Source organism: Roseiconus nitratireducens (genome assembly GCF_008629675.1).
Lineage (GTDB): Bacteria > Planctomycetota > Planctomycetia > Pirellulales > Pirellulaceae > Stieleria > Stieleria nitratireducens.
Window position 1 is genome coordinate 53613 of sequence record NZ_VWOX01000008.1, and the last position, 23827, is coordinate 77439.

20 protein-coding genes are annotated in these 23827 nt (G+C 59.3%); 9 read left to right on the forward strand and 11 right to left on the reverse strand.

Translation table 11 applies throughout. The annotated features are described in order from the left end of the window. Positions 1-178 precede the first annotated feature (178 nt). Together FYK55_RS15030 and FYK55_RS15035 are read left to right on the forward strand one after the other, a co-directional pair. The gene (locus tag FYK55_RS15030; protein ID WP_150077260.1) at positions 179-2050 is read left to right on the forward strand and encodes a dockerin type I domain-containing protein; all 1872 of its coding nucleotides are present in this window, start codon (positions 179-181) and stop codon (positions 2048-2050) included. Positions 2051-2107: 57 nt separating this feature from the next. Further along, positions 2108-3082 (forward strand): glycerophosphodiester phosphodiesterase family protein, encoded by a 975-nt coding sequence (locus FYK55_RS15035; RefSeq protein ID WP_161604521.1) that lies wholly within the window; start codon positions 2108-2110, stop codon positions 3080-3082. A 300-nt stretch (positions 3083-3382) separates the two neighbouring features. Here the strand turns inward: FYK55_RS15035 and FYK55_RS15040 are convergent, their stop codons facing one another. Next, complete coding sequence (locus FYK55_RS15040; protein ID WP_161604522.1) at positions 3383-4597, reverse strand: TlpA family protein disulfide reductase; 1215 nt, start codon at positions 4595-4597, stop codon at positions 3383-3385. A 360-nt stretch (positions 4598-4957) separates the two neighbouring features. On the opposite strand from FYK55_RS15040, the gene FYK55_RS15045 reads away from it, so the two are divergent. Next, positions 4958-6355 carry a sulfatase gene (locus FYK55_RS15045; protein WP_150077263.1) on the forward strand — a complete coding sequence of 466 codons (1398 nt, stop codon included), beginning with the start codon at positions 4958-4960 and terminating at the stop codon, positions 6353-6355. Positions 6356-6475: 120 nt separating this feature from the next. After that, positions 6476-6853: a PH domain-containing protein gene (locus tag FYK55_RS15050; protein WP_150077264.1), complete on the forward strand. Its 378-nt coding sequence runs from the start codon at positions 6476-6478 to the stop codon at positions 6851-6853. A gap of 31 nt (positions 6854-6884) precedes the next feature. On the opposite strand, the gene FYK55_RS15055 is transcribed toward FYK55_RS15050, so the two are convergent. Continuing rightward, positions 6885-7517, reverse strand: a complete 633-nt coding sequence (locus tag FYK55_RS15055) for an NfeD family protein (RefSeq protein ID WP_150077265.1) — start codon at positions 7515-7517, stop codon at positions 6885-6887. Positions 7518-7574: 57 nt separating this feature from the next. Then, on the reverse strand, positions 7575-8666 hold the full coding sequence (locus tag FYK55_RS15060) for a hypothetical protein (protein WP_150077266.1): 1092 nt from the start codon (positions 8664-8666) through the stop codon (positions 7575-7577). Positions 8667-9309: 643 nt separating this feature from the next. On the opposite strand from FYK55_RS15060, the gene FYK55_RS15065 reads away from it, so the two are divergent. Further along, complete coding sequence (locus tag FYK55_RS15065) at positions 9310-10446, forward strand: hypothetical protein (RefSeq protein WP_150077267.1); 1137 nt, start codon at positions 9310-9312, stop codon at positions 10444-10446. A gap of 128 nt (positions 10447-10574) precedes the next feature. Here FYK55_RS15065 and FYK55_RS15070 read toward each other — a convergent pair whose 3' ends face one another. The 3 genes from FYK55_RS15070 to FYK55_RS15080 form a co-directional block, all read right to left on the reverse strand. Next, positions 10575-11576 carry a hypothetical protein gene (locus FYK55_RS15070; protein ID WP_150077268.1) on the reverse strand — a complete coding sequence of 334 codons (1002 nt, stop codon included), beginning with the start codon at positions 11574-11576 and terminating at the stop codon, positions 10575-10577. A 21-nt stretch (positions 11577-11597) separates the two neighbouring features. Beyond that, positions 11598-12710, reverse strand: coding sequence for a hypothetical protein (locus FYK55_RS15075; protein WP_150077269.1), 1113 nt, complete (start codon positions 12708-12710; stop codon positions 11598-11600). A 98-nt stretch (positions 12711-12808) separates the two neighbouring features. After that, positions 12809-13354: a hypothetical protein gene (locus FYK55_RS15080; RefSeq protein ID WP_150077270.1), complete on the reverse strand. Its 546-nt coding sequence runs from the start codon at positions 13352-13354 to the stop codon at positions 12809-12811. Positions 13355-13698: 344 nt separating this feature from the next. On the opposite strand from FYK55_RS15080, the gene FYK55_RS30055 reads away from it, so the two are divergent. After that, positions 13699-14214 (forward strand): serine O-acetyltransferase, encoded by a 516-nt coding sequence (locus tag FYK55_RS30055; protein WP_150077271.1) that lies wholly within the window; start codon positions 13699-13701, stop codon positions 14212-14214. A 9-nt stretch (positions 14215-14223) separates the two neighbouring features. Here FYK55_RS30055 and FYK55_RS15090 read toward each other — a convergent pair whose 3' ends face one another. From FYK55_RS15090 to FYK55_RS15105, 4 genes are all read right to left on the reverse strand, one after another. Next, entirely contained in the window at positions 14224-15285 is a 1062-nt protein-coding gene (locus tag FYK55_RS15090; protein ID WP_161604523.1) for a YheT family hydrolase, read from the reverse strand. 257 nt (positions 15286-15542) lie between these two features. Then, entirely contained in the window at positions 15543-16064 is a 522-nt protein-coding gene (locus tag FYK55_RS15095; protein ID WP_150077273.1) for a hypothetical protein, read from the reverse strand. A gap of 68 nt (positions 16065-16132) precedes the next feature. Beyond that, a complete protein-coding gene (locus tag FYK55_RS15100; RefSeq protein WP_150077274.1) occupies positions 16133-17647 on the reverse strand; it encodes a sulfatase family protein in 1515 nt (504 codons plus the stop codon). Between the two features lie 90 nt (positions 17648-17737). Next, positions 17738-18724 carry an NAD(P)H-quinone oxidoreductase gene (locus FYK55_RS15105; RefSeq protein WP_150077275.1) on the reverse strand — a complete coding sequence of 329 codons (987 nt, stop codon included), beginning with the start codon at positions 18722-18724 and terminating at the stop codon, positions 17738-17740. Between the two features lie 298 nt (positions 18725-19022). Here FYK55_RS15105 and FYK55_RS15110 point away from each other — a divergent pair, with 298 nt between their 5' ends. Continuing rightward, the gene (locus FYK55_RS15110; protein ID WP_150077276.1) at positions 19023-19838 is read left to right on the forward strand and encodes a hypothetical protein; all 816 of its coding nucleotides are present in this window, start codon (positions 19023-19025) and stop codon (positions 19836-19838) included. Between the two features lie 69 nt (positions 19839-19907). Here the strand turns inward: FYK55_RS15110 and FYK55_RS15115 are convergent, their stop codons facing one another. After that, on the reverse strand, positions 19908-21182 hold the full coding sequence (locus tag FYK55_RS15115) for an NAD(P)/FAD-dependent oxidoreductase (protein WP_150077277.1): 1275 nt from the start codon (positions 21180-21182) through the stop codon (positions 19908-19910). A 378-nt stretch (positions 21183-21560) separates the two neighbouring features. On the opposite strand from FYK55_RS15115, the gene FYK55_RS15120 reads away from it, so the two are divergent. Together FYK55_RS15120 and FYK55_RS15125 are read left to right on the forward strand one after the other, a co-directional pair. Beyond that, the gene (locus tag FYK55_RS15120) at positions 21561-22841 is read left to right on the forward strand and encodes a polysaccharide pyruvyl transferase family protein (RefSeq protein WP_150077278.1); all 1281 of its coding nucleotides are present in this window, start codon (positions 21561-21563) and stop codon (positions 22839-22841) included. Positions 22842-22939: 98 nt separating this feature from the next. Continuing rightward, positions 22940-23821: an alpha/beta hydrolase gene (locus FYK55_RS15125; protein ID WP_150077279.1), complete on the forward strand. Its 882-nt coding sequence runs from the start codon at positions 22940-22942 to the stop codon at positions 23819-23821. The last annotated feature ends 6 nt before the right edge of the window (positions 23822-23827 follow it).

Genomic DNA, 23827 nt, shown 5'->3' on the forward strand with positions numbered 1-23827 from the left:
GATTTGACTCCAGCGACGGAGATGATTGCCGCCGCGCAGCCGGAATCCGGCGGCGCGTGCCTTTTGGGGCCAGCGTCAATTCGGATGAACTCAACGAAAATGATTTCCCTGACCGCTTCAGTGCCTACAATCGGTAGGACGCGACGATCCGTGAAATTCCTTTTCTTCCAATTCACCGATGCGACCTCCCGCTTCGAAACGCCACCGACTTTGCCTGGAACGGCTTGAGTCGCGAAATTTGCTGGCTGCCATCGGCCTGACAGACGCGGAGCAGTTGCTGATCGAATTGACCAACCACACCCGCGCGAACACGATTCCGGGCAGAAACGTTTTTAATGGCCAGCTGAACCAGGGACTTCCCGCCGGCACGATCTCGCCCACCCCCAAACCGCCCGTGGCTCCCGAACCACGTTTGCTCCAGGCGGCTCGGCTGCACAGTCGGGACATGAATGACCGATCGTTTTTCGACCACGTCAATCCCGATGGCCAACAAGCCAACAAGCGGATCGAGCAGACGGGCTACCCCTTTCTGCTGTGGGGGGAGAACCTGACCTACGCCAACGGCACGTATCCGCCAGGCTACGATCTGCAGGACCTGGACGCCGACCTTCTTCTCCACCACTGGACGCTCTTCGATAGTCCCGTCCACCGAAACATCATGATGACACCCGACTTTCGAGAGATCGGAGTCGGGCTATACGGCTTTGACTTGGATCCAAAGAGCCCCAGCGGAACGTACCGACAGTATCAGACTCAAGTGTATGCGACACGCTCGGGCAACCCATTCCTGACCGGCGTGGTGTACCACGATGCCAATCAGAATGAATTCTATTCCTTGGGGGAAGGCTACGGAGACGTCACGATCACTGCCTTCGACGGCGTCAACACGTTCTCAACGACGACCGGCCCCAGCGGCGGCTATTCGCTGGCCGTACCCGCCGGCACCTACACGCTGACCGCTTCCGGTGGCGGAGTCTCGCCGCCGCGTCGCCTGCGGGATATCGTTGTGGATTCCGTCAATGTCAAAGTCGACGTATTGATTGACCCGGATTCCATTCCACCCGATCTGTTGGAGCCGAACAATCAAGCGGCCATGGCCAGCGAGATCGCATCGGATGTCGCTTCGTATGAAGATCTCACCCTTCACGAGTCGACCGACATCGACGTCTTTCGCTGGACGGCGTCCGCCGACGGTTGGCTCCGGTTGGACGTCCAATCTTCCGACGCGTTGGACAACGTGAACGTCACGGTGCGAAGTCTTCCGGGAACTGAGGTGATCCAGACGTTTGCTGCCCGAGAGACACCACGCTTGGTCGCGGTGTCCGCGGGAAACGAATACTTGATTGAAATCACGGCCACGGCTTCCGGGACCAGCCTGGTTTATTCTCTCTCCGTGGAAGGACTGTATCCTCCGGTCGCTCGCGACGATGGGTCGGTGACCGCTTCGGACACCCCCGTGGCGATCGACGTCCTGCACAACGACGAAGCCTACGGCGTCCGCCCCGAACAAATCGAAATCATCTCGCAGCCCTCGCACGGACAAGGTGTTGTGAAGGCAGACGGAACGATCGAGTACGTTCCCAATGCGACATTCGTCGGGGTCGAACAGTTCTCGTACCGCCTGCACGGCAGCGCCGAATTGGTCAGTGAACCGGCGAACGTCGTCGTCCACGTCGGCGTGGACCCCGGTCGCAACGCTGTCGACCCGCAAGACGTGGACGACAACGGCATCGTGACGCCGCTGGATGCGCTCCTGGTGATCAATCATCTGGCCGCCGCCCCACCAGGATCCGATGGCGTGCTGGCCGTCGATCTGACTCGTCTGGGAACCCCTTACTTCGACGTCAATGGTGACCGATCCATCTCTCCCTCGGATGCTCTCAGCGTGATCAATCGCATGGCTCGCGAGATCAACGGAGGGATCGAACAGGAATCTGCCCCGCCGCCGTCTTCGCTGTTGCCACGTTCGCCGGCGGAACGTCGCGTCCGCGAACTCGCCGCGGACGCCGCGTTGCTGTTGATCTTAGAACAACCTGTGTCCCAACCCTGACAACCGGCTCATTCGACGTCGGCCCCGCCTTCCCATTGACTGCCTCGATCCATGGCCATGCTATTCTCCCCGCGATTTCTGATTGCCGTCATCCTCAGCTGTCTTCCGGGCAGCTGGATTTGGGGACAGGAACGTCTAACACCGGACCGACAATACCTGATCGCCCCAGCCTCGCCGCAACAATTGCGAGAACTGTTCGCGCCGACTGGAGACCCCCTTCCCATCGTCAGTGCCCACCGAGGCGGTGCCGGAGCTGGGTATCCGGAGAACTGTATTGCGACGTTCGAGCACACCCTTTCGAAGACGTTTTCCATGCTCGAGGTCGATCCACGCTTGACCAGGGATGGTGAAGTCGTGCTTCACCACGACGCGACGCTCGATCGCACAACGACGGGTTCCGGACGGGTGGCCGACAAAACGCTTGCCGAGCTCAAGCAGTTACGGCTGAAAGACAGCGAAGGAAATGTCACCGACGATCGCATCCCCACGCTGGACGAGGCGTTGGAATGGGCGCGTGGCAAGACGGTGCTGGTTCTCGACCAGAAAGATGTCCCGCTGAAAACTCGGATCGAGAAGATTCAACAACACGACGCAGAATCCTTTGCGATGTTGATCGTCGGTAACCTCGCCGACGTCAAGCAAGTCCATCGGATCGCACCCGACATCATGATGGAAGTCATGGTTCCGAACCGCCAAAAGCTGAAAGCGTTTGACCAGAGCGGAGTTCCATGGAGCCACGTCATCGCGTTTTTGGGTCACCAGCCGCCGACCCAACCAGAACTGTACCAGTTGGTTCACCAGCGGGGCGGTTCCACCATGGTGGGAACGTCTCGGAACCTGGACCAAGAAGTAGCGGACAAAAGAATCGCTCAAGTTCCGGCCGCAGCCGAGGCGTATCGAGACCTGATTGCCCGCGGAGCCGACATTGTGGAAACCGATCTGCCGCGGACAGTCGGTCCGTTTCTGTTCGACCCACCGACGATTCCGACGACCAAACGGGCGTCGCTTCAAATCAAGTCGCCGCCGCGTTAACAGTTCCCTGGACCGGAGGCTCAGCTTTAACCAGTAGCTGCGCTCGCCAGAGCGTGGCTTTCCGCCGCGGTTTTTTACGAGTTTGCGTACAGGGCCTGCCTGGACCGCGTCACTTTGGGTGAGCCGCGTTGCGCTCGCCGAGGGCTGACTCGCCCCCACCGGCGGCTAGCGTCTTGCCGCTCATCGCAATGCAAATCACGGTGTGTTTGATTGAACGTGGCGCTGCCCAGCGAGTCGCCAATCAAAAGAGTAACCGACACCGCTCGCCATGCGTTGCCCTGATGCGCCGGTGGTCAACGCTTAATCGCCCAGCATGTCGCGAACGCGACGCATCATCACCTCGCCAGAATCAAACCCCACGTCATAGTCCAACACCGTCCCGTGACGATCAATCCAGAAGGTCGTGGGGTAGGACCCGACGTGGTAGAGATCATCGGCGACATCCGCACCGCGAATCACGATGGGGTGGGTCAATTTCGCCCGCTCAACATAGTCGGCAACCACGTCGCGGCCCTCGTCGTAACCGTTGACGGCAAGGACGGCAAAGTCCGCCCCGTGTTGCTCGTGAATCTGCGTCAGATGGGGTGCTTCCTGTCGGCAAGGCCCACAGGCGACTCCCCAGAACGTCACCAATGCCGGCCGATTCTCGATCAGCGCGGCCAACTCCAAGTCCTCGCCCGCCAGCGAACGCAGCGTGAAGTTAGGGGCACGTTGGCCGATCAGTTTTTGAGGAGCACCGCCCCCTGGGGAATGCGTGTAGCCGATGCGATTGAACCCCAGGTCAAGTGCCAACTCCAATGCCGGCGAAGGCTGATACTCCGCCGCCTGGCGTTCAAGGAGTGCCCGGATCGCGGGTCCGGCGTCAACGCGTATGGGAACCGGCAGGCGCGGGTCGAAGATCGATTCCAGATCCGATTCACCGGCCTCGGTGGTGGAGACGCGATACAGCAGTTTTCCTTTCTGCGTTTCGAAGTCCATGGACGTGACCGCCTTTCGAATAAACTCTCGCAACGGATCGGACAGTTCCTTCTGGCGCCCGTCGAACGGCTGTTTGATCTCGACAACGCAGTCGGCGTCCCCGATCACCAGCTTGGAAAGCCGGGTCCGCAATGCGAACACGCGTGCCAATTCGTTTTCGAAAATCGCTTCACTCGGATCCTCTGATTCTGGAAACTGCTGGACCGGGCCCATCACCGATTCCCATGAAGCTGACGAAGCAAGCGTGCTCGCCCCGACGTGTTCGAATCCGCAGGAGTGGGCGATTTCGGACAACCGGGACTTGATCGACGCCCTCGTCGCCTCGGCGGGCTGCGGCATCTGATAGCGAATCTCCAGCTTCAACTGGTCCGGATGGGTGGACGCCACCCGCTGGAGCTCTGATTCAAACGCCTTTCGGTCAAATGATTCGGATTCCAATCCGGCCTCACCCGCCAGGGATCCGCCGTTGACAGTTGCAAAGGCCGTACTGCCGTTGGCAACCAACGTCCGCTGCACCTCGGTTTTAACGGGGGCCACAAAGTAGTTCGGAATACGGGGTGGCTCGATACCGGGCGGCTCGACCGCGGCGGACATCATGGCCGGGGATAGCAGCGCACACGAAAATCCTATCAGCCAGATCGATCTCATCACGATAAACGCCCCCAGGGTGGCAGCTTGATACATTGCTCTGATTGCCCCAGTATCGCCGCCCCCCTGACGCGGTTCAACCGAACCGCGGGTCGCAATCGCTGTCCAGGTTTGTTTCCCGGTCAGCGAGCAACGCATCCTCGGACCACTCTGCAACACGATGGTTGGAGGATGATCGCGGAGCGATTTTGAGGCTGCTATGATGCGCGGTCCCTAATTGCCTCCATTTCTGTCTTGGATTCTCCAGCGATGCATCGAATTCTTTTGTGTCTCCTGCTTGGGATCGGCGTCACGACGGCCGATGCCGCCCGCCCCAATGTGCTGTTCATTGCGGTCGACGACCTGCGTCCGCAGCTCGGCTGTTACGGCCAAACGCAGATCCAGTCCCCCAATATCGATCGATTGGCACGCAACGGCGTGCAGTTCAACCGCGCCTTCTGCATGGTGCCAACGTGCGGGGCGTCCCGTGCCAGCATGTTGACGGGAATTCGCCCGGCACGGGACCGCTTCGTCAACTACCTGACCTGGGCCGAACGAGATGCTCCGGACGTCACGACGATGAACACGCATTTCCAGAACAACGGGTACCGCACGCTTTCATTGGGAAAGATCTTTCATCATCCGCAGGACAACGGCGACGGATGGTCCGAACCGGCTTGGCGTCCACGCGGAGTGCAAACGTATCGTCTGGAAGAAAACCAGAAGCTGCATGCGCAGAATTCGAAAAAGAAGCGAAATCCGAAACGGGGCCCACCATTCGAAGCTGCCGATGTTTCGGACGACGCCTACGCCGACGGTGTGCTGGCAGAAAAGGCGCTCGAACAATTGCAGAGCCTCGCCGATGGCGACCAGCCATTTTTCCTGGCCGTCGGGTTCTTCAAACCACACCTGCCCTTTGTCGCTCCCCAGCGATACTGGGACCTTTACGACCACGACCGGATCGAACTTCCACAGAACTATTCTGTACCGGAGAACGCACCGAGCGAAGCAATCCACAATTTTGGGGAGCTCCGCGCTTATCACGGCGTTCCGCCCAAGGGTCCGGTCACCGACGAAATGGCAAGAAACCTGATCCACGGTTACTACGCCTGCGTCAGTTACACCGACGCCCAGATCGGAAAACTGCTGGACGAGCTTGACCGTCTGGGGATCGCCGACGATACGATCGTGGTGCTGTGGGGAGATCACGGCTGGAACCTGGGTGAACACACGCTGTGGTGCAAACACTGCTGTTTCGAAACCTCCATGCGAATCCCATTGATCGTCAAAGCCCCCGGCATCCAGGGTGATCAACGCCGCGACCATTTGATCGAGTCGATCGACATCTATCCTTCGCTTTGCGATCTGGCGGGTTTGGAACAACCGTCTCACCTGCAGGGCGACAGTTTCGTGGGGGTCATGCGGGACGCCGGCTCGACCTGGAAATCGGCGGCGGTCGGGCGTTTCCGCGACGGAGACACCATTCGGACAGACGGTTTCCGGTTCACCGAATACACCGCTGCGAAAGGCAAACTGCTGTCTCGGATGCTTTACAACCACCAGTTGGATCCGAACGAAAACGTCAATCTCGCTGACCAACCGCAGCAAATCGAAACCGTCGAACAACTGACCAATGAACTGCATCACGTGAATGCCGCCGGTAAATGATGCACTTCACCCCTGGAGCACATCGCGTCGCGCGTGATGCGGTGGTTGAGACGCGACGCAGCCCGCTAAACTGAAAAGGACGCAGACACTCGGATCCAACACTCAACTGGGAATCAATCGATGGGACTTCTTTCGGGCATCATGGGGACCGCTTCCGAGGCGGACCTGGAAAAGGTGGAGAAGCAAATCGGATCCATCCTGATCGAGGGCGAAACGGTCGAACGCGGCTACCAACTGATTCGCGACCTGATCGTGTTGACCGACAAACGAATCATCGTCATCGATAAACAGGGCGTTACCGGGCGAAAAACGGAATACATGTCGATTCCTTACCGAAGTGTGGTCCGATACTCCATCGAGAGCGCCGGCACGTTTGATCTGGATTCGGAACTCAAGCTGTGGCTTTCCAGCCATGCCGACCCGTTGACGTTCGATTTCCGAAAGACCGGGCATGTTGCCGATATCGTCAAGATTTTGACCACCCACACTTGCCGCTAAGATTGCCACCGAACACTGTGCGGACGAGGCGTCAGACCGACGCAAACATCAGGGCGGCGTAGGCCAAGACGCCGGCTAGCAGGGTCCCCGTCACCAGGCCGACACTGAGCTCAACGAAACCGGCTCCGACATTCCACCCAACGACGGAACCGAGCATCGTCCCGACAAGCACCACGCATCCGATCCCGATCGCGGCGGGGCGGTGATCGCTTCTTGGACCGGCAAAATCGCTGGCGGTCCTGACGAAAAGCTGAAACAGGGCTCCCGCAATCGTTCCGGCCAAGGGAACTAGCACGGCCTGCCAGGTGACCTTGGTCCCAGACCACCACAGCAGGGCAAGCAGGATCAAACCGACAAGGCCACCAATCGCGACCGCGTTGATCCGCTCAATCCGTCCCGCGGGAGCCTGAAGCGGCGTCTCTTCCGATGCAGCCCGCGCCGACAAAGGTTCACCCTCTCGGGCAAGCGGCTCCGTCACTTCGGCGCGAGGCCGGATGAGAATGCTGGAGTGGTCACCGCCAACAACCACGACCTCGGTGTTGCTTTCGATCCACTCCCCTTCGGAGCGAGCATCGAACAAACGGTCGTGGATCTGAATACGGCCGGTGGGCTTCAGCGGACCGACCGTTTTTGCCGTGTCACCAATGTGGATCGGGGCCGACATGTTGAAGCAGACGCTCCTCTGCGAATTGAGTTGAAAGGCGTCCGCCAGCTTAGGACCTCAAATCTCGACGTGTTTCACCCCGGCAATTTCATCGAAATGACCGATCTTCAACACGGTGCCTTTGGATCCGGGCAGTTCCGCGACGAAAACCGGATCGCAAACTAGCACCGGAGGCGTCAAGGTGATGCTGATGGCGATCGTGGAGAGGTAGGACGCCGTCAACGAGAGGGCGACAAACCAAGGCAAATGTCCGGCCGCCATCCGAATCATTTGGTCTCGCTTGGCGCGTGAAAGATTGCGTTCAATACCAAACTGTTCGATCACATCGGTGCGTTGAAGCGGGTTGGTCAACGCCAACATTTCATCAAACGTACAACCGTCGGTTCGGAATCTCTTATGGGTCTTCGCGGCCCGCAGCGCGGTCTTGCGACGTTGGAATTCCAGTTTGGCCTGGTAGGCGTCGAGCGCTCGCTGGCGACGTGCCATCGCCCGTTTGAAAATCGCGCGGGGCACCGCCAGCGACCGGTCCACGACCGCCCGCGTGACGTGCTTGGGACGCCGAAATAAATACAGCCGCCGATACTCCGAAAACACTTCTTGCTGAATCTTGTCGATTGCCGCCATCAGGTCATCCTGAGACGTGAAGATCAATTCGTCGTCCACCTCAATGCACAACGGTTTGAGGTAGTAAACCTTGACGCCGCGTCGCTTTCCCGGCCCTTCCAGGAATTCATCCAATCGTGTTTGTACACAAGCCGGAATCGAATCCGTGATGCTGCCAAAGTCCTTCTGTTCGGTGACCGTGACAAACAACTTTGCCTTGGGGAGCCGAATCGACGCCTTGGTCAACTCGATTTCACGGACCTGCGTGAATCGGTCACGGTGCGACTGAAATACGCCCGACCAGCTCTCCTCCTTGGAGGTCATCAAACCGGACTGGTGCAACATCGTTTCCGCGAGCAGCTGGCTGCAGTCCTTCGGCGGCACCCAGATCGGTTCACTCGTCCAGGTGCCGAACGGTTCAAGCTCCTGTTGCAGCGTGAACGGCTTGGCGGTGGCCGGATCCACCGTGGAGGGTCGAACGCGATTCGCAGCCTGTCGTTGGCCTGTTTGTCGTTGGCTTGGGGGAACTTGAACTTCGATAGCCATCGCGTTGCTCCTCGCAAAACTTGTTGAATGGACCCAAACCGAAACCATCGGCGGCATTCCTGGCAGGCCGAAAACCGGCTTTGACAAGGCGCAGAAAAACCCCGAGCGAAAAACCCAAGGCGGATCCCAGTGAATCAGCTGGAACTCGCCGATTGGCCTGGTTGACCAACCCGCCTGATTCTATCCGATCTTCACCGCGAAGTCGCTCGAAATGAACGTTTTCTTTCGCGGCGGATTGCTGGACGAACGCACAGCGTCTCGGGGCGAAGCATCCTCCCCGTTCACGTCACGGAAGCCTGTCGTCGGCAGCGGCCTAACCCGACTGCATGGGCTGCATCGGCCGGGGTCCACACCAAGCACCTTGGCATCTCCATCCGGATCTCCCACGACGGAAACGCGCTAGCAAACTCTTTCGGATCACGAACGTCCAATCGACGTGGCTGCACGGAGACCGCCCGGGTCGCCGATCGGGCAGTGCTGACGCAAAAAACTTGATCAAACGCCAAGTCGTTTGGAAATCCGCCCCTTGGCATAGGGTTTGCCTATGGCAGACCACTCAAATCACCGAGGCCGGTCCATTTACCCAGCGTTCGCAGGTTGATTTGTGCGTGCCTCGATCTCGATTCCCAATCAGGAACTCCCAATGAATCTTTTCAAGAAAGCAACCATTCTGGCTTTACCTCTTGTCGTGGTTTCATCATCGCTGCCAGCCGAGGCTCAGTTGCCCGGCGCGCTGGAACGACAAGCCCGGCGCGGCGCTCGTCAGCTGCAGCGGCAAATCAACCGCGCCGACTATTACACCAATCAATCCTGGCAGCAGCTCAATCCGTGGATTCAGCAGTACGGCGTTACGCCGCTGGGACGCACGGCCAACGCCGTCCGACAAACCGTTGATGCGGCAACCCGAATTGGAGATGGCCAGTATGGTTATCGCGACCAGTCCGCACCCAACGCATGGTTCTACGATTACTACTCGTACTCGCCGACCTATTACACGACTCCCAGCAACAACCGGTATGCGAGCGCGATTCGCTACTATGATCCCGACGGGGACGGCGTCTTTGATTCGCGGGCGCGGTACCGGGATTCGGATGACGACGGTCGCTATGACGAATATGACCGCTATGACTTCTATTCCGCGGACGCGGTCGAGGGTCGATCAGCGGAAACCGATCGAGCCCGGACGCGCGTCGAAGCCGAATCGCAAAACCAAAACGATTCCAACCGCTACGTCGGCCCCGAGGATGCTCGACAATACACCGTCAGCGGGCAGATCAAGCAAACGAAGATGGCTCAGGTCAACGGCAACAAGAACTTGATTGTCGCCGTCACAACCGACAACAACAAGAGCCAGCCGATCGACCTCGGCCCGGCTGATGGAATGCAAGGAAAAGGTTTCGAAGTCGGCACTTCGATCACCGCAACCGGAGCCATGGAATCGATTGGAGACAAGAATCTGTTGATCGCCGAACGCGTCCAAATCGATGGAGGTTCCGCGATGGAGATCAACCGGCAAAGTGGGGACGAATGGACCGGCGAAATCGTCTCGGTCAAAACCACGAAAGTCGATTCGAGCAATCACTACTTGGCAGTCGTGGACGTCGATGGCGAGCGTCAGCTAGTCGACATGGGTCCGACCGACCAATACAAAGCGGAGATTGAACCTTCGACGAAGGTGACGGTCCGGGGCATCCCGGTTCGGTCGGGAAACTATCGAGTCCTGATGGCCAACCGCGTTAATCTGGCGGGGCAAACCATCACGCTCAACCGCCTTCAGTAACCGGCGGTGACACCGATTTCCGGCCCGCATGCGAACCTCTTTCGCGAGTGCTCGGTGCGGGCCGATGTGTTTAACGTCACACTGCTGGCGATCACTGTTTTCAGCTCTCGACGTCACTGTGCTGAACGTCAGATCGACGAACCGGCTTTGGCCGCGGTGTAATGAGTCTCCGTCTGCTTACCGATGTTTCGCAAGCTTTCGAAGTATCGCAATTTGTGACGCAGGTAGCTTTCGCAAAATGCGCGGGCTTCGTCGAAAAACGGAACTTCGGTTCCGCCGGTCACGTCCGATGACCTCAACCAGCCCAGATGCTCGTCCAGCGCCGCCTCCCGTCCGGCTGCTTCGCATTGCTCACGAAACCGCACCATCGCGGACTCGACCAGGGCGAATCGGCCGCCGCGGGGCAACTGCTTCGACTCACCTTTGGGGTTCGTCCAAATCTTTGTCCACTCCCTTCCCTGGGAATAAAACCGCTTCAACCAATAAGCGGCAAGATCGTCGGAGCTCACCTTGGGTCCCGTCAAAACGGCGGCACGTGCATACATCATTTCTTTCTTGACCAAATCCGGCTCATCACGCCAACGCTGCAACATTCGCACGTTCACGCGGTCAAAGTCACCGTCGCAGAATAGAAACCGATCGACGAATATTTCATGAGCGAAGGAATGCTTCCGCAGCTCGGGAAATTCACAATAAATGGTCATTTCCGACAACGTGCTGGCCTCATGCTCGTTGTCCCGGATCTTGTTCTTGAACGTCACGGGATCGCGCAAGCTGTGCCGGGTGTCGGGTCCGTACGGCATCGTCCCGGCGTGTTCGATCTCATGCAGGTAATACAGGTCCTGAACGAGCTTGTTCTCGTAATCACGCAATTGAATCCCGCCCCACCAGGGCGAAAAGTGCGGTGATTCGATGAACTCGGTCACTTCTCCGCCGCCTTCATCGGCGACGGTGATGGTGTCTGCAGAGGGTTGGTAAAAAAACCTTGGCAGCCGCGCGAACCGCCGCAGCACCGAAGCAACCAGGCCTCCCTGATCGTAAGAGCGTCGGAGCACTTCCGTTTGCAGCAGTTGATCGCGCACGTAGCTGCAGATCTCGTTTGCCGTGACAAGCTTGATGATGTTTCGCATCGGGCATCCGTGGAATAATCGCTATTGATCCAGCCGCTCGTAGGCGCGTGCCGACACGGTGGGGGTCAGAGCGGGATCGATCGCGTGGGCCATTCTTGGTGTCAAACAGACGCGGACTCTCCGTTCTCCTTCGGAACCCCGCAACAGAAACTGCTGCAATGGCGAGTGTTTTGACGACGGCCTTCCTGTCGCGAGCAGCATGACGTCCGCCGGCTCGAGCGACAAATCGAGCTGCCGATTGACTTCTCGCGTGACCCGTTCCTGAATCGGGCGGTACTTGCGTGGCAATTCCCCAGCGGCGTGCCGCTGCATGAACACCGTTCCGATACGAAGCGATGTCAGGTTCTTGAACCATTTGTTGCCGAACAATCCCGGGTAGGCTCGCCGAGACCACATGCCGCCGACACGGTGATAGTACACGCCCGCGGGTTTGCTGAGCGAAAAGAAAATCGCTGCGACCGCCGGGTGCCCGGCGTTGACCCGAAATTCCTTGCCGACGCAGCCGACGTATGTCAGATCCAACATCAGCTGCGCCTCCGGCCGGCGATCCTGCATCAACCCCAGGAACGCTTCGTAGTTCTCCCAAACCATTCCGTCGATCGCCGAGGGCTGGCTAAGGTAGAACTGGTCACGATTGCCCATCGATTCCACCGCCCGCGGCCAGTCACGGCGGTTATGCGATTGGACTTCGATGCCCGCCGCATCCGCGTAGGCATGAAACCCTTCGTATTCGCCATCAAACACGTGAATCTTGGGAACGTCCGCCCGGCGTCGCGCATCGACGCCGTAGGCGTGAATCGCCTCACGGATGGCCTCGCTCGCCCCACCGGTCGGATAGACAAACGGGAACTCCGCAGCATCGAAATCGACGATCAGTTCTGACCACTGCTTCCAAACGGCAAAGAACGATTCATGGACGGCGTCTTGTTTCTGCGTCCATGCCTCCCGAAACAAATCGTGAAAGGCTTCGCGCCCCTGACAACCAGGCTCTCCATCGAACACGCTGTCAATGACGGATTCGGTTTCGGGCATGACCAGCGAATAGACGATCTTTGAGACACTCGCCCGAGACAGCTGGTCATTCAATTCTTGATGGGGATCGGACACCATGAACTCCTCGCTGGGAGCTTCCATTCTAGCCCAGCGGGGATCTTGTCGCTCTCCAAGCAAGCGGTTTTCCGCCGCCGACCCCAACGTTCCTATCGCTAACGATCCCAGCAGATCCTTCGCACCTACTTCTGACGTACCAGGTTCATGGTCCCGCACATCTCCTCAGCCGGCTTGCCGTTATCCCAGGCGACGCCTTCGATCTTGATGTGGTCAGGATCCAGGATGGTCAAGGTCGCTCCATGCATGTGCTTGTCCTTGGCGGGGTCCAGATTCGATCCGCCGGCGAACGCCCATTTGATCGTGTTGTCGGTCGATTGCCCGGATGCTTTCATCCGCGGCTGATTTCCCAGCATGCAGTAGTGCGTCATCACGACGTCCTCACCGTCAACGGTATAGATCGACACCATCTCCTGGTCCTGTCCGGGGAACAGAGTCTCATGCAACACGCTGCCTCCCGCGGTCAATTTGATCACGGAGACGACCTGATCGGTGGGCTGATTCTTGTCGTCAGCCGCGACCCAGGTGCCCACCAGTTTTGTCAGCGTGGCCATCGTGGGATTCTCCGCGGCAGTTGAATGGTGCTCCGCGTGCGTGTCCTGTTTCTCGTCACCCCATCCGGTGTGCATGGAGAGAAGCACCAAAACACCAAAGGTAAGAGCTCGAATCATCGTTGGTTCCTCAGTTGGGAAAGTTGTTCTTCCGGCGGCTCGACCGCCGATCAAGTCACATCACCCCTTGGTCGAACGGAATTCGGTGCAATCGACATCAGGCCCAAAAAAGGATCGGGCCCGTCGCACAGAGAATGCGAGTACCGTCCGCGACGAAGGAGTGCCGCAGTTTCCGACGGCCATCTCGCTGGTCACCCAACCTGGACACGTTTCGGCGTGCGGCGTCCCCCCGAGAGGCGAACAAGACGAGGCCTCAGGCAGCGGATTGCAGCTACATAGCGGTCCCGTCACAATGCCCCGGTCCATCCGGATTCTCGAATCACCCCTTAAGACGAAGACTGTAGATGACGGTCTCAGCGAGCGTCGCCGAACCGGCCCGCGAGAAATGCCGAGGTCTTTGGGACCCCGGCCGCCGACTGCTTCGCGCCCTCCGCGATTACCAGTCGCTGGAGTCTCGCCGGGGCATGATCGCCACGTTTCGCCGCCGGATGTGCGTGCTTCGCCATCGGTTCTGGTCAGCGGTTTGCGGTGCGGACATCCCGCTGAATTCCAACATTGGAATCGGATTGATGATCCCTCACCCCAACGGCATCGTGATCCACCCGGGCGCGGACATCGGGGTCAATTGCTTGATATTCCAACAGGTCACGATCGGCTGCCGGGATGCGAGCGGACCGCCCACGATCGGCGGACACGTCGACATTGGAGCCGGCGCCAAGGTGCTCGGCCCGATCACCATCGGCGATCACGCCCGCATCGGAGCCAACGCGGTGGTGACCCGAGACGTCCCCGCCGGAGCCACCGTCGTAGGAATCCCCGCGCGAGTCGTGGGGGAAAGCCCAACAAATGAAGAAGATTGATTGCGGGCGTCACCGTTCACTTCCAACCGCCGTTGCGGACAGTGTGTCGATGTTTTCGGCCGCGTAGAGGATGCAGCGGTTGTGCCACAAACTATCGTGATCGGAGCCGACGAATCCGACGTGACCGCCCGCGTCCGAGATCGCCGGCAATAGATTCGGATGGTCGTCCCATGCGAACTCCTCGTACGTCTTGGACGGGACGAAGGGATCGTCCCGCGCGTAAACCAACAACGTCGGAACTTCGATCTTGGGCAAACTCGGGATCGCCGAATTGTCCGCGTAGTAGGCCTCCACGCTCTCATAGCCGTTGCGTGGTGCCGTGAACTGCTTGTCAAACTCCCACACCGATTTTGTCCAACGGACACGCTGCTTCTCTTTCTTGGACAGGAACCCGGTTTCGTCCAACACGCGATTCCGCAGTTTGTGCAACAAATACAGCCGATACGGCAGGTTCTTCCACCGACTCAGTCGTCTGGAAGTTTCCTCCAGGTCCATCGGTGCGGATACCGTCACCGCTGCTCGTACCGGCCCGGTCTGTTCGTTCTCCGCCAAGAACTTCAACAGGATGTTGCCGCCCAATGAGAACCCCACGGGTACCGCACCACAGCGAACAACGTTGGGCTCCGTGTTCCGCTCGATCCACCGAAACAGGTCCCGCAGATCCTCGGTGCGCCCGGGATGATTGTGCTTGCGACACAAGTCACACGAGTCGCCCGCTCCGCGAAAATTGAACAGTAGCACATCACGCTGGTTCTCCAGCAACCAGGACGCGGAACGCCGAATGTAAGAGCTGCCTGCGTGGCCGCCCAATCCGTGAAGCAATACGATCAAGGGACACTGGGGCTCTTGGTCCAGGCTGAATCCGCGAGGACGCAGCCACTTGGCCGTCAAGACATCGCCGGTGTCATCGGAGGTCGGTATCCGCAGATCGGCCGATGGAAATTCGCTGAGGTCGCTTCCGACACCGGAGAGCACCGCCGCGGCCGTGTGATAGTGCCCGCTGACGGGCAAGCCAGACCACCGCAGACGACGCGGCGGCAGATTGGCTAAGAATGTTTCGGCGTCGTTCACGTCGACGGTCCTCATTGATCACGGGCGTACTCCCAACTGTTTTCACCGCATCGATTCTCTCCACGGCGACGCATCTCCAACGAACACCGCTGCGATTCGCTCTGCCGCGTTCTGTCCGCCATCGATGGATGACGGGAGGGCCGCCCCCAATGCTTACACGCCGGTCGGTTCCCCAACTGACGAAGAAGACAAACCGCGCAAAGACAATCCGCCCAAGGGCAAATCCTGCGCCAGTCCCCGCAACCGACACGGCATTTCTAGGGCAGGCGGATTCCCCAGTCCGTCCTGACAAACTCCGGAACCACGGCGAATCTGGCCCGTCCATCGGCCCATTTGATGGTCTGAGGACGTTTCGCCACTGCGGTGCAGAGGCGACTGGGATGCGGTGTGATCCCCACCCGTCCCAGATCCAACCGATCCGCATCCCAACAGGTCTGGACCGTGACATCCGGATGCGTCCTCTCGTCCGTGTGACCTTCGCAGGCGCGGTACAACAAACCGAACGCATGGTCGTCCAATTGAAATCCGGTTCCGCGAAGCTGGGCTGCAAGTTCCGCCCCACGAAGCCCGTGGTTGGGATCAGTCACTTCGTTGACGCGCCGCGAATCGTGGAAGATCGCAAACAACGCGACGACGTCCAAATCCGCGCCGGTCTCGTCCCCCAGGCGAAGGCCATTCTCGAGAACTCTGGCCCAGTGCGCGACGCCGTGATCGCCGTCGATGGGCAACGCATAACCGTCCAGGATGGTTTCAAGAATCTGCTTCAGTTTCGATCTCATCACTCGATCCCCATCCGCCATTCCACGCCCGTCTGTCATCTCAATGTCTCAAGACCAACCCCGAAAGCTTATTTGGACCGACTTTCAATTCCGGCTTGGATCTGTCGTGCCGTCGGGAGCTGGGTCTTGCTGGCGCCGCCCTGCCAAAGGTTCCAACGGGGATCACTGTGACGGGTAAACCAACCGTGTAGCCGCTCCCGGAGGTCAGATTGCACTTCGTTCAGCGCCGCGACGCTTGCCAGATTCTCCAGTTCTTCGGGATCCCGCCGGACATCGTAAAGTTCAACCCCGGGCGCCTCTCCCAGGCGCTCGACGTATTTCCAACGCGAGGTGCGGATCGCCCGCACGTTTTCAAACTCAAAAAAAACCTCGTCCCGCCAGCTCTCCAAATCGTTTCCGCGCAATGTCGCGGAAAAGTCACGTCCCGGGGAGACAAGCGTCACGCCGGATTGACCGTGTTGCTCCGGCATCGGCAAACCGATCAGCTGAAGCAAGCTGGGCATGAAGTCATAGTTACTGACCAGATGGTCCTCCTGACGGCCGGAAACAATGGTCCCGGGCCAGGAGAAGATCATCGGGACCTGCATCGATCGATCGCGCACGTGCAACGGTCGAGAATGATCTCCCATTCCCCAGAATCCGGCGTGTCCCGCGGCCACACCTTGGTCGGCAGCGTAGATCACCAGGGTGTCGTTTTCGATTCCCTGCCGTCGAAGCATGTCCAGAACCCGCCCCACGCCTGCATCGACCGCGGTGACTTGGCCGGCCAGATTTCGGCCGACTTCCAAGTTACCAATCAAATCGTGCTGATTGTGTTGCCAGGGATGAATCTTGTCCGGCCTGGGAAACGAAGGGAGTTGGCTGTCTTGATACGGGTCTGACCATGGCGACGGAACTTTCTCCCGCATCGATCCCGAAAGCGAGTAGGGGCCGTTGTAGGCGAGAAACAAAAAGAACGGCTTGTCGGGTTCCTCGCGTTGCGTTTCCAACACGAACTCGATCCCGCGATCGGTCCAGTATTCAGTCAGATGCTGCTTGATCTTCTTTGAAGTGCCGTCCTCGATCACCTCCTGATTCAGGAACCCGGTGGTGTGTCCGTGCGGTTTCGTCACCCAAAAGGTGAACCCGTCCTGCGGATTCAGGTTGTCACCCAGGTGCCACTTGCCTGAAAGCCCGCAAACGTATCCGGCCTGATGAAGCACCTCCGGCAACGTCGTGAATTCCTTCAACGTGTATTCGGCATTGGGACCGATTTGAAGTCGCCCCGCCGCCAAGTACCGGTGCACGCCGTGCTGGCTGGGCGTGAGCCCGGTCAGATACGTGGCCCGCGTCGGTGAACAGACCGGATTGTTGGCAAATGCCTGGGCGAATCGCACACCGCCGGCGGCCAAGCGATCAATGTGGGGCGTTTGAAAGTCCGGATTGCCGTAGCATCCCAACTGCCACGCGCCCTGATTGTCCGTGAGAATGAACACGATGTTTGGAAGTGCTCGAGCGTCCCGCTCCGCGGCCTCCACCCGTGACGGATTCCCGACGTGCAGACAAGCCACGATGATCGTTAAGGCGAATAGAAAAGGTTTCATCTGACGTTTGACAACGAGGAAACTGGACGACCGAACTTGACGAACAAAACGTTGAGTGGAAAAAGCGACCGCCTCGTCGAACGCGTCGCCTCACGACGGCACGTCGCCGTGCACCTTCAAAACAATCTTCCCGATGTGTTCATTGCTCTCGATCCTCTGGTGCGCCCGGACCGCCTGTTCCAATTCGAACTCCTGGTCCAAGACCGGTGCAATCCTGCCGGCGTCCAGCATCGGCCATACCCGTCGTAAAAGCCCCTCGGCAATCTGCGATTTCGCATCGTCCGACTGCGGGCGGAGCGTGCTTCCGGTGATGGTCAGACGCCGAAACAGAAGTCGGGAAAAATTGACGTCGGCCTTCGCACCTTTGAGGAAAGCGATTTGCACCAGCCGGCCGTCCTCTGCCAGCGCATTGAGGTTGCGTTGAAAATAATCGCCACCGACCATGTCCAAAATCACGTCGGCGCCACCGGACGCCTTCACGACCGACACAAAATCGCTTTGACGATAGTTGATGGCGTGGTCCGCCCCGAGTTTCAAGCAAACCTGGCACTTCTGATCGGATCCCGCGGTGGCGAATACCGTGCTACCGAACGCCTTCGCCAATTGGATGGCGGTCGTCCCGATCCCTCCGGCGCCGCCGTGGACCAAGAAACGTTCTCCCGGCTGGAGCGATCCCCGCATGAAAACATTTGACCAGACGGTGAAAAAGGTTTCGGGCAAACATGCCGCCGACCGAAGATCCATTGTGCGGGGAATCGGCAAGCAATGTCCGGCACTCGTGACCGCGTAGTCGGCATACCCGCCACCGGGCAGAAGCGCGCAAACGCGATCTCCCGGATTCCAGCCGTCAACGCCCTCGCCGACCTGCACGATTTCGCCCGAAGCTTCCAGCCCCGGCAGGTCGCTCGCCGTGGGCGGCGGAGCATAGTTTCCGGCTCGCTGCATCGCGTCAGGTCGATTCACTCCCGCGTAGGCAACACGCAGAACAACCTGGCCCGCACCGGCCACCGGCACCGGGCGTTCACACAATTGCAGCACCTCCGGTCCGCCGGGCTTGGTAATCTCGACCGCTCGCATCCAATGTTCTCCTGAAGCCGTGTCCGTCGACCGCGGGCAATCCGCGCCTTCAAAAACCCACCGCGGTGTGGCAGATTCGCAGCAACGGTGACCGGTTTCCCGCAACCAACCCGCCCGCCAATGATTCTCCGGTCCATGGGCAGGCGTTTCCCGTTCGATCGGTCGTCTCCCCCAACGTCGCCGAGTGCGTTAATTTACCAGCATCCGTTGCAGCGAGTGAGACAAACGCGTTTCAACGCCCCGACAAGCGGGGAGATGAAACAACCTTGTGCCGGATCAGGGACCGGGAGGAAAAGGAATGTCAGCTTTGATCATGATCGCGTCGGCTGCAACGATCATTTTGCTGGTGAAGTTCGGCCTGCTCCGGGGAATCGACAACATCGCAAACGCGATGAAGTGGGATGCAAAACTGCGCGGCCAATTGACCGGTTACGCCACGTCCGTGCCCGAACTGGTGTGCCTGGTTTCGGCGGGCCTGGCCGGCGTGTGGACGGCCGGTCTTTGGAACATTGCCAGCTCCAACATCATCAACGCCGCATTGATGATGTTCGCGGCGTCTTTTCACGGGCAGTTCTCAGAACTGTTCAACAAACGTTTCATTGACGAGGTGACATTCGCCGCACTCGCGGTCTTCGTCCCCATTGTCCTGATGCGCTGGGACATGGACATGCAGTGGTACCTTGTTCCGCTGCTGCTCCTGTTCTTTGCCATTTATCAGGTGGTTGACCGGCGCGTCAATCGATCGCAATCCGATTCAAAATCCATGGAAGCCGTGGGCAACCTTCCCCTGGGGCTGATCCTGGGCCTTTCGGCACTGATTGCGATTGCAATCGCCGGCACGTTTTTGGGCAACGCCACGGCCGAGGTCGTGGAACAGATGGGCGTGCGACCCGCGATCGCGGGTTGGATCCTGGGCGTCGTGACCAGCATCCCCGAAATGGTCAGCTTCTTTGCCGTCTATGCCGCCTCGCGCCGCGAGGGTCGGCAACACGAGCTCCACGACACGCAGGAAGCTCTGGACAACCTGACCGGTTCGAACATGGCCAATGTGGGCTTCGTGTACCCAATCGGACTGCTGGTCTTCTTGCTCGCTTCACTTTTCCTCGCCGGTTGAACCACCGCCACTTCAAGGCGCCGATGGAAGTTCCACGGGGGACAGTGACAGCGGGACCCATCGAGGATTTCAATCGACGTCGGCCGGATACGACTGCCATTCTTTCTGCACGATCAGCCGGGCACCACGGCGGAAAGTCAGGAAGGACCAGGCCCAACTGAGCACGACAAACAGACGATTGCGAAATCCGGTCAAGAAAAAGATGTGGACGACCAACCAGACAATCCACGCGAAGAACCCCGCAAATCGGAACGACCCAATTTCGACGATTGCGCGGCTGCGACCGATCGTTGCCATCTGACCCTTGTCGCGAAACGAAAACGGCTCCCTCGGCTGACCCGCCAAGTCGTTGGCGATCATCTTGGCCACGAACCGGCCCTCCTGCACGGCGACGGGAGCCTGTCCCGGCAGTTGACGATTGGTCTTCGGGTCGACAAAGGCGCACTGGTCGCCTGCGACAAAGACGTTGGGATACCCTTCGACGGAAAGGTCTTCCTGAACAATGATGCGGCCGGCGCGATCGCACGGAAGATTCGACTTCGATCCCAGACCGGACGCTTTGACACCGGCGGCCCACAGCACCGTCGCTGCGCCGATGCGTTCTTCGCCCAGTTGGACTCCAGCCTGATCGATCTTCGTGACCCGGCAGGAGGTCCAAATCTGGACGCCAAGCTGTTCCAGAAATCGCATCGCCTTGGTCGACAGGGACGCGTCAAACATCGGCAGGATGCGTGGCCCGGCCTCGATCAGGATCACGCGTGCCGAGGAAGCATCGATGTTGCGAAAATCCTGGGCCAAGGTGAAACGGCTCATTTCACCAATTGCACCGGCCAACTCCACTCCGGTCGGTCCGCCACCGACGATGACGAACGTCAACTCTCGTTTACGGACATCGGGGTCATCGGAAAGCTCTGCCAGCTCGAATGAGTTCAAGACGCGGCGGCGAATCTCGGTCGCCTGCTCGATCGTCTTCAAACCGGGTGCGTACGGCTCCCAGTTCTCGTTCCCGAAATAGCCATGGATCGCGCCGCAGGCAAGCAACAGGTAGTCGTAGCTTTCCTCGCCGTAGCTGGTGGTCACCGTCTGTCGATCACAATCGACCGATGTCACTTCGCCGCAGACAACGCGAATCGAACGGTACTTTGACAGCATGTTGCGGATCGGCCCCGCAATATCCGCCGGACTGAGTCCAGCCATCGCGACCTGGTACAGCAAGGGTTGAAACAGGTGATGATTGCGGCGATCGATCAGTGTCACGCGCACCTCTTTCTGCTTGCCCAACCGACGGGCGGCCTGCAATCCGGCGAATCCACCCCCAACGACGACGACATGCTTCTGACTCATTCCGGCATTGTCTCGCCACTCTTCCAGAAGGAGAAGGGTACGGTCGCTATCGCGCGGCATAACGACGTCGTCCGATCAATAGCGTCTCAGATCGAACCGTTCGCACAACGGCAGCTTCCCAGCCGAGCGCGACCCGGCCGTTCGATTCACCAACCAACAACGCCGGCCTCCGACGCAACCGCTCACTAGCGGAAATCAGTTCCCCCGGACGGGAGACGACATCGAAACGCGCCCGATCCATCGCTTCGTCTCTCCATTGAAGCGTCATGCACCCCGCAAACCGTGTTCGGCTACACTGTCGCGCTGGTTTCGGCGTCCAGTGCCGACCGAAAGACAACCGCGAAATCACCCAACTCCCAAGACTCGGAGCGAGAACCAGTGAACGCGTCCCCCTTGAATCGCCGCGAAGCCTTGCTGCTTTCGGGGCTGGCCGCCGCGTTCGGCAGCGATTTGAACGCGGGCACCGACCAGCGGAAGCGGATCTTGCTGCGATCCTCGTGGCAAACCGTCAATATCGGCGACATCGCCCATACGCCCGGCGTGCTGCGAATTCTGGAAGAACATTTGCCCGACGTTGAAGTCACCCTGTGGCCCAGCAAGGTTGACAACGGTGTGGAAGAATTGTTGTTGACGCGATTTCCGAAGCTGACGATTGCGAAAGAGCCGGGCGAACTGAAAACGGCGTTCGAATCCTGTGACTTCTTGTTGCACGGATCGGGTGCGTCTCTGGTGGCGCAGCGTGACGTCGAACGCTGGCACCGCGAAACGCAAAAGCCTTTCGGCATCTACGGCATCACGCTGCCACCCAAAAAGTCGTCGTCCACGGAACCGACAAGTGACGAAGCGATGGCGGAAACGATCCGCATCTTGAGTGCCGCCGAGTTCGTTTTCTTCCGTGACTCTCATTCGTTGGCGTTGGCGAAACGCAAAGGCTGCTCGGCGCCGGTCATGGCGTTCGGTCCCGACGGAGCGTTCGGCTGCGATCTTCGCGATGATGCTAAAGCCACTGAATTCCTGCGGAGTCATCAGCTGGTCGAAGGCCAGTTCCTGTGTTGCATCCCACGACTTCGGTACACGCCCTACTGGACCATCAAAGACCGCCCCTTCGATCCGGTCAAGCATGCTCGCAACGAACAGATGAAGGAGCACGACCACGCCCCGCTCCGCCGGGCCATTATCCAGATCGTCAAGACCACCGAGATGAAAGTCTTGGTCTGCCCCGAGGATCAAACGCAGATGAAAGTCGGCAAGGAACTGCTGTTCGACCCGCTTCCCGAAGCTGTCAAGCAACGCGTCGTCTGGCGTCCGAACTATTGGCTGACCGGCGAAGCCATCAGCACCTACGTCCGCAGCGCCGGCTTATTCGGTAACGAAATGCATTCCCCGATCATGTGCATCGGTCACGGTGTTCCAGCGGTCGTCTGTCGTTGGGAGGAACAAACGTCGAAAGGCTACATGTGGGAAGATATCGGCCTGGACGACTGGCTGTTCAACCTGGACGTTCCGGAGGAAGTGCAGGAAGTCGTTCCGACCGTGCTTCAAATTGCCCAGGATCCCGCCGCGGCGAAGGCGAAGGCCGAAGCCGCTCGCCGTCGCGTGCAGCAGCGACAAGCCGAAACGATGGATGTGCTGCGAGACCAACTGCAGCGTACCGCCTAGCCGCCGCGAGGTGCGCACGCCGGGTGCGCCGGTCCCACCTAAATCGATCGCCGTCCGCCGACCAACTGCCTACCTACCACTCATCCCCGGATTGCATCATGCGTCAGATTTTGGCTTTTGCCATAGGTGTTGTTGTCTTGACGCTCGCCATCGACGCGTCGGCGCAGCCTCCCGAGCGCCCTGAGCGTGCCGATGGCCCACGGCGACCCGAGCGTCAGATCCAGTGGGTCGATCCCGAGATTGCGAAGGTCCCGGGACTGCAACACAAAGTGCTCGCCAGCGAGTCGCTCGGTCACGACGTCGGATACGCCGTGTGGGTCCCCGCGGGCTACGAACAATCGCAAGAAGCTCGCTACCCCGTCGTCTATTTTCTGCACGGTGCCGGCGGAACCGAGGCATCCGATTCCGGCGGGTTCTCGTCACTCGTCGCGTCCGCGATCCGTCGTGGAAAGTTTCCACAAGCGATCTGCGTGTTTCCCAACGGCGGGCTCAGCGGATACCGCGGCCCGGTGGAAGCGATGATCATTGATGAATTGATCCCGCTGATCGACAAGGAGTTTCGCACGAAAGCGGATGCGACCGGGCGAGCCGTCGCGGGGTTTTCCATGGGCGGAGCGGGTGCCGTGCATCTATCGATTTCCCATCCGAACCTGTTCTGCGCCGCGGGAAGTTTGGGAGGCGCACTGTCCCGCCGCGGCAGCGGTGAAGACAGCCCGCTCCTTCCCGCGGCGATCGCCGCCGCCGAAACGCTGAAACAGAATCACTTCGCCCTGTTGACCGTCAACGGAGATCAAGACCACCCCGAAGGATTCGCGCCGCTAAAGAAAACACTCGACTCGATCGGAATCTCGCATCAAGTGGTCACGCTTGAATCGACATCCCACAACTTGAGCCAATACTACGATCGGGCGGGCGAAACCATGACGACGTTTCTGGGGCAGCAGCTTTCCGGCGGACAATCATCACCCGAGTCACCGTGAAACCTT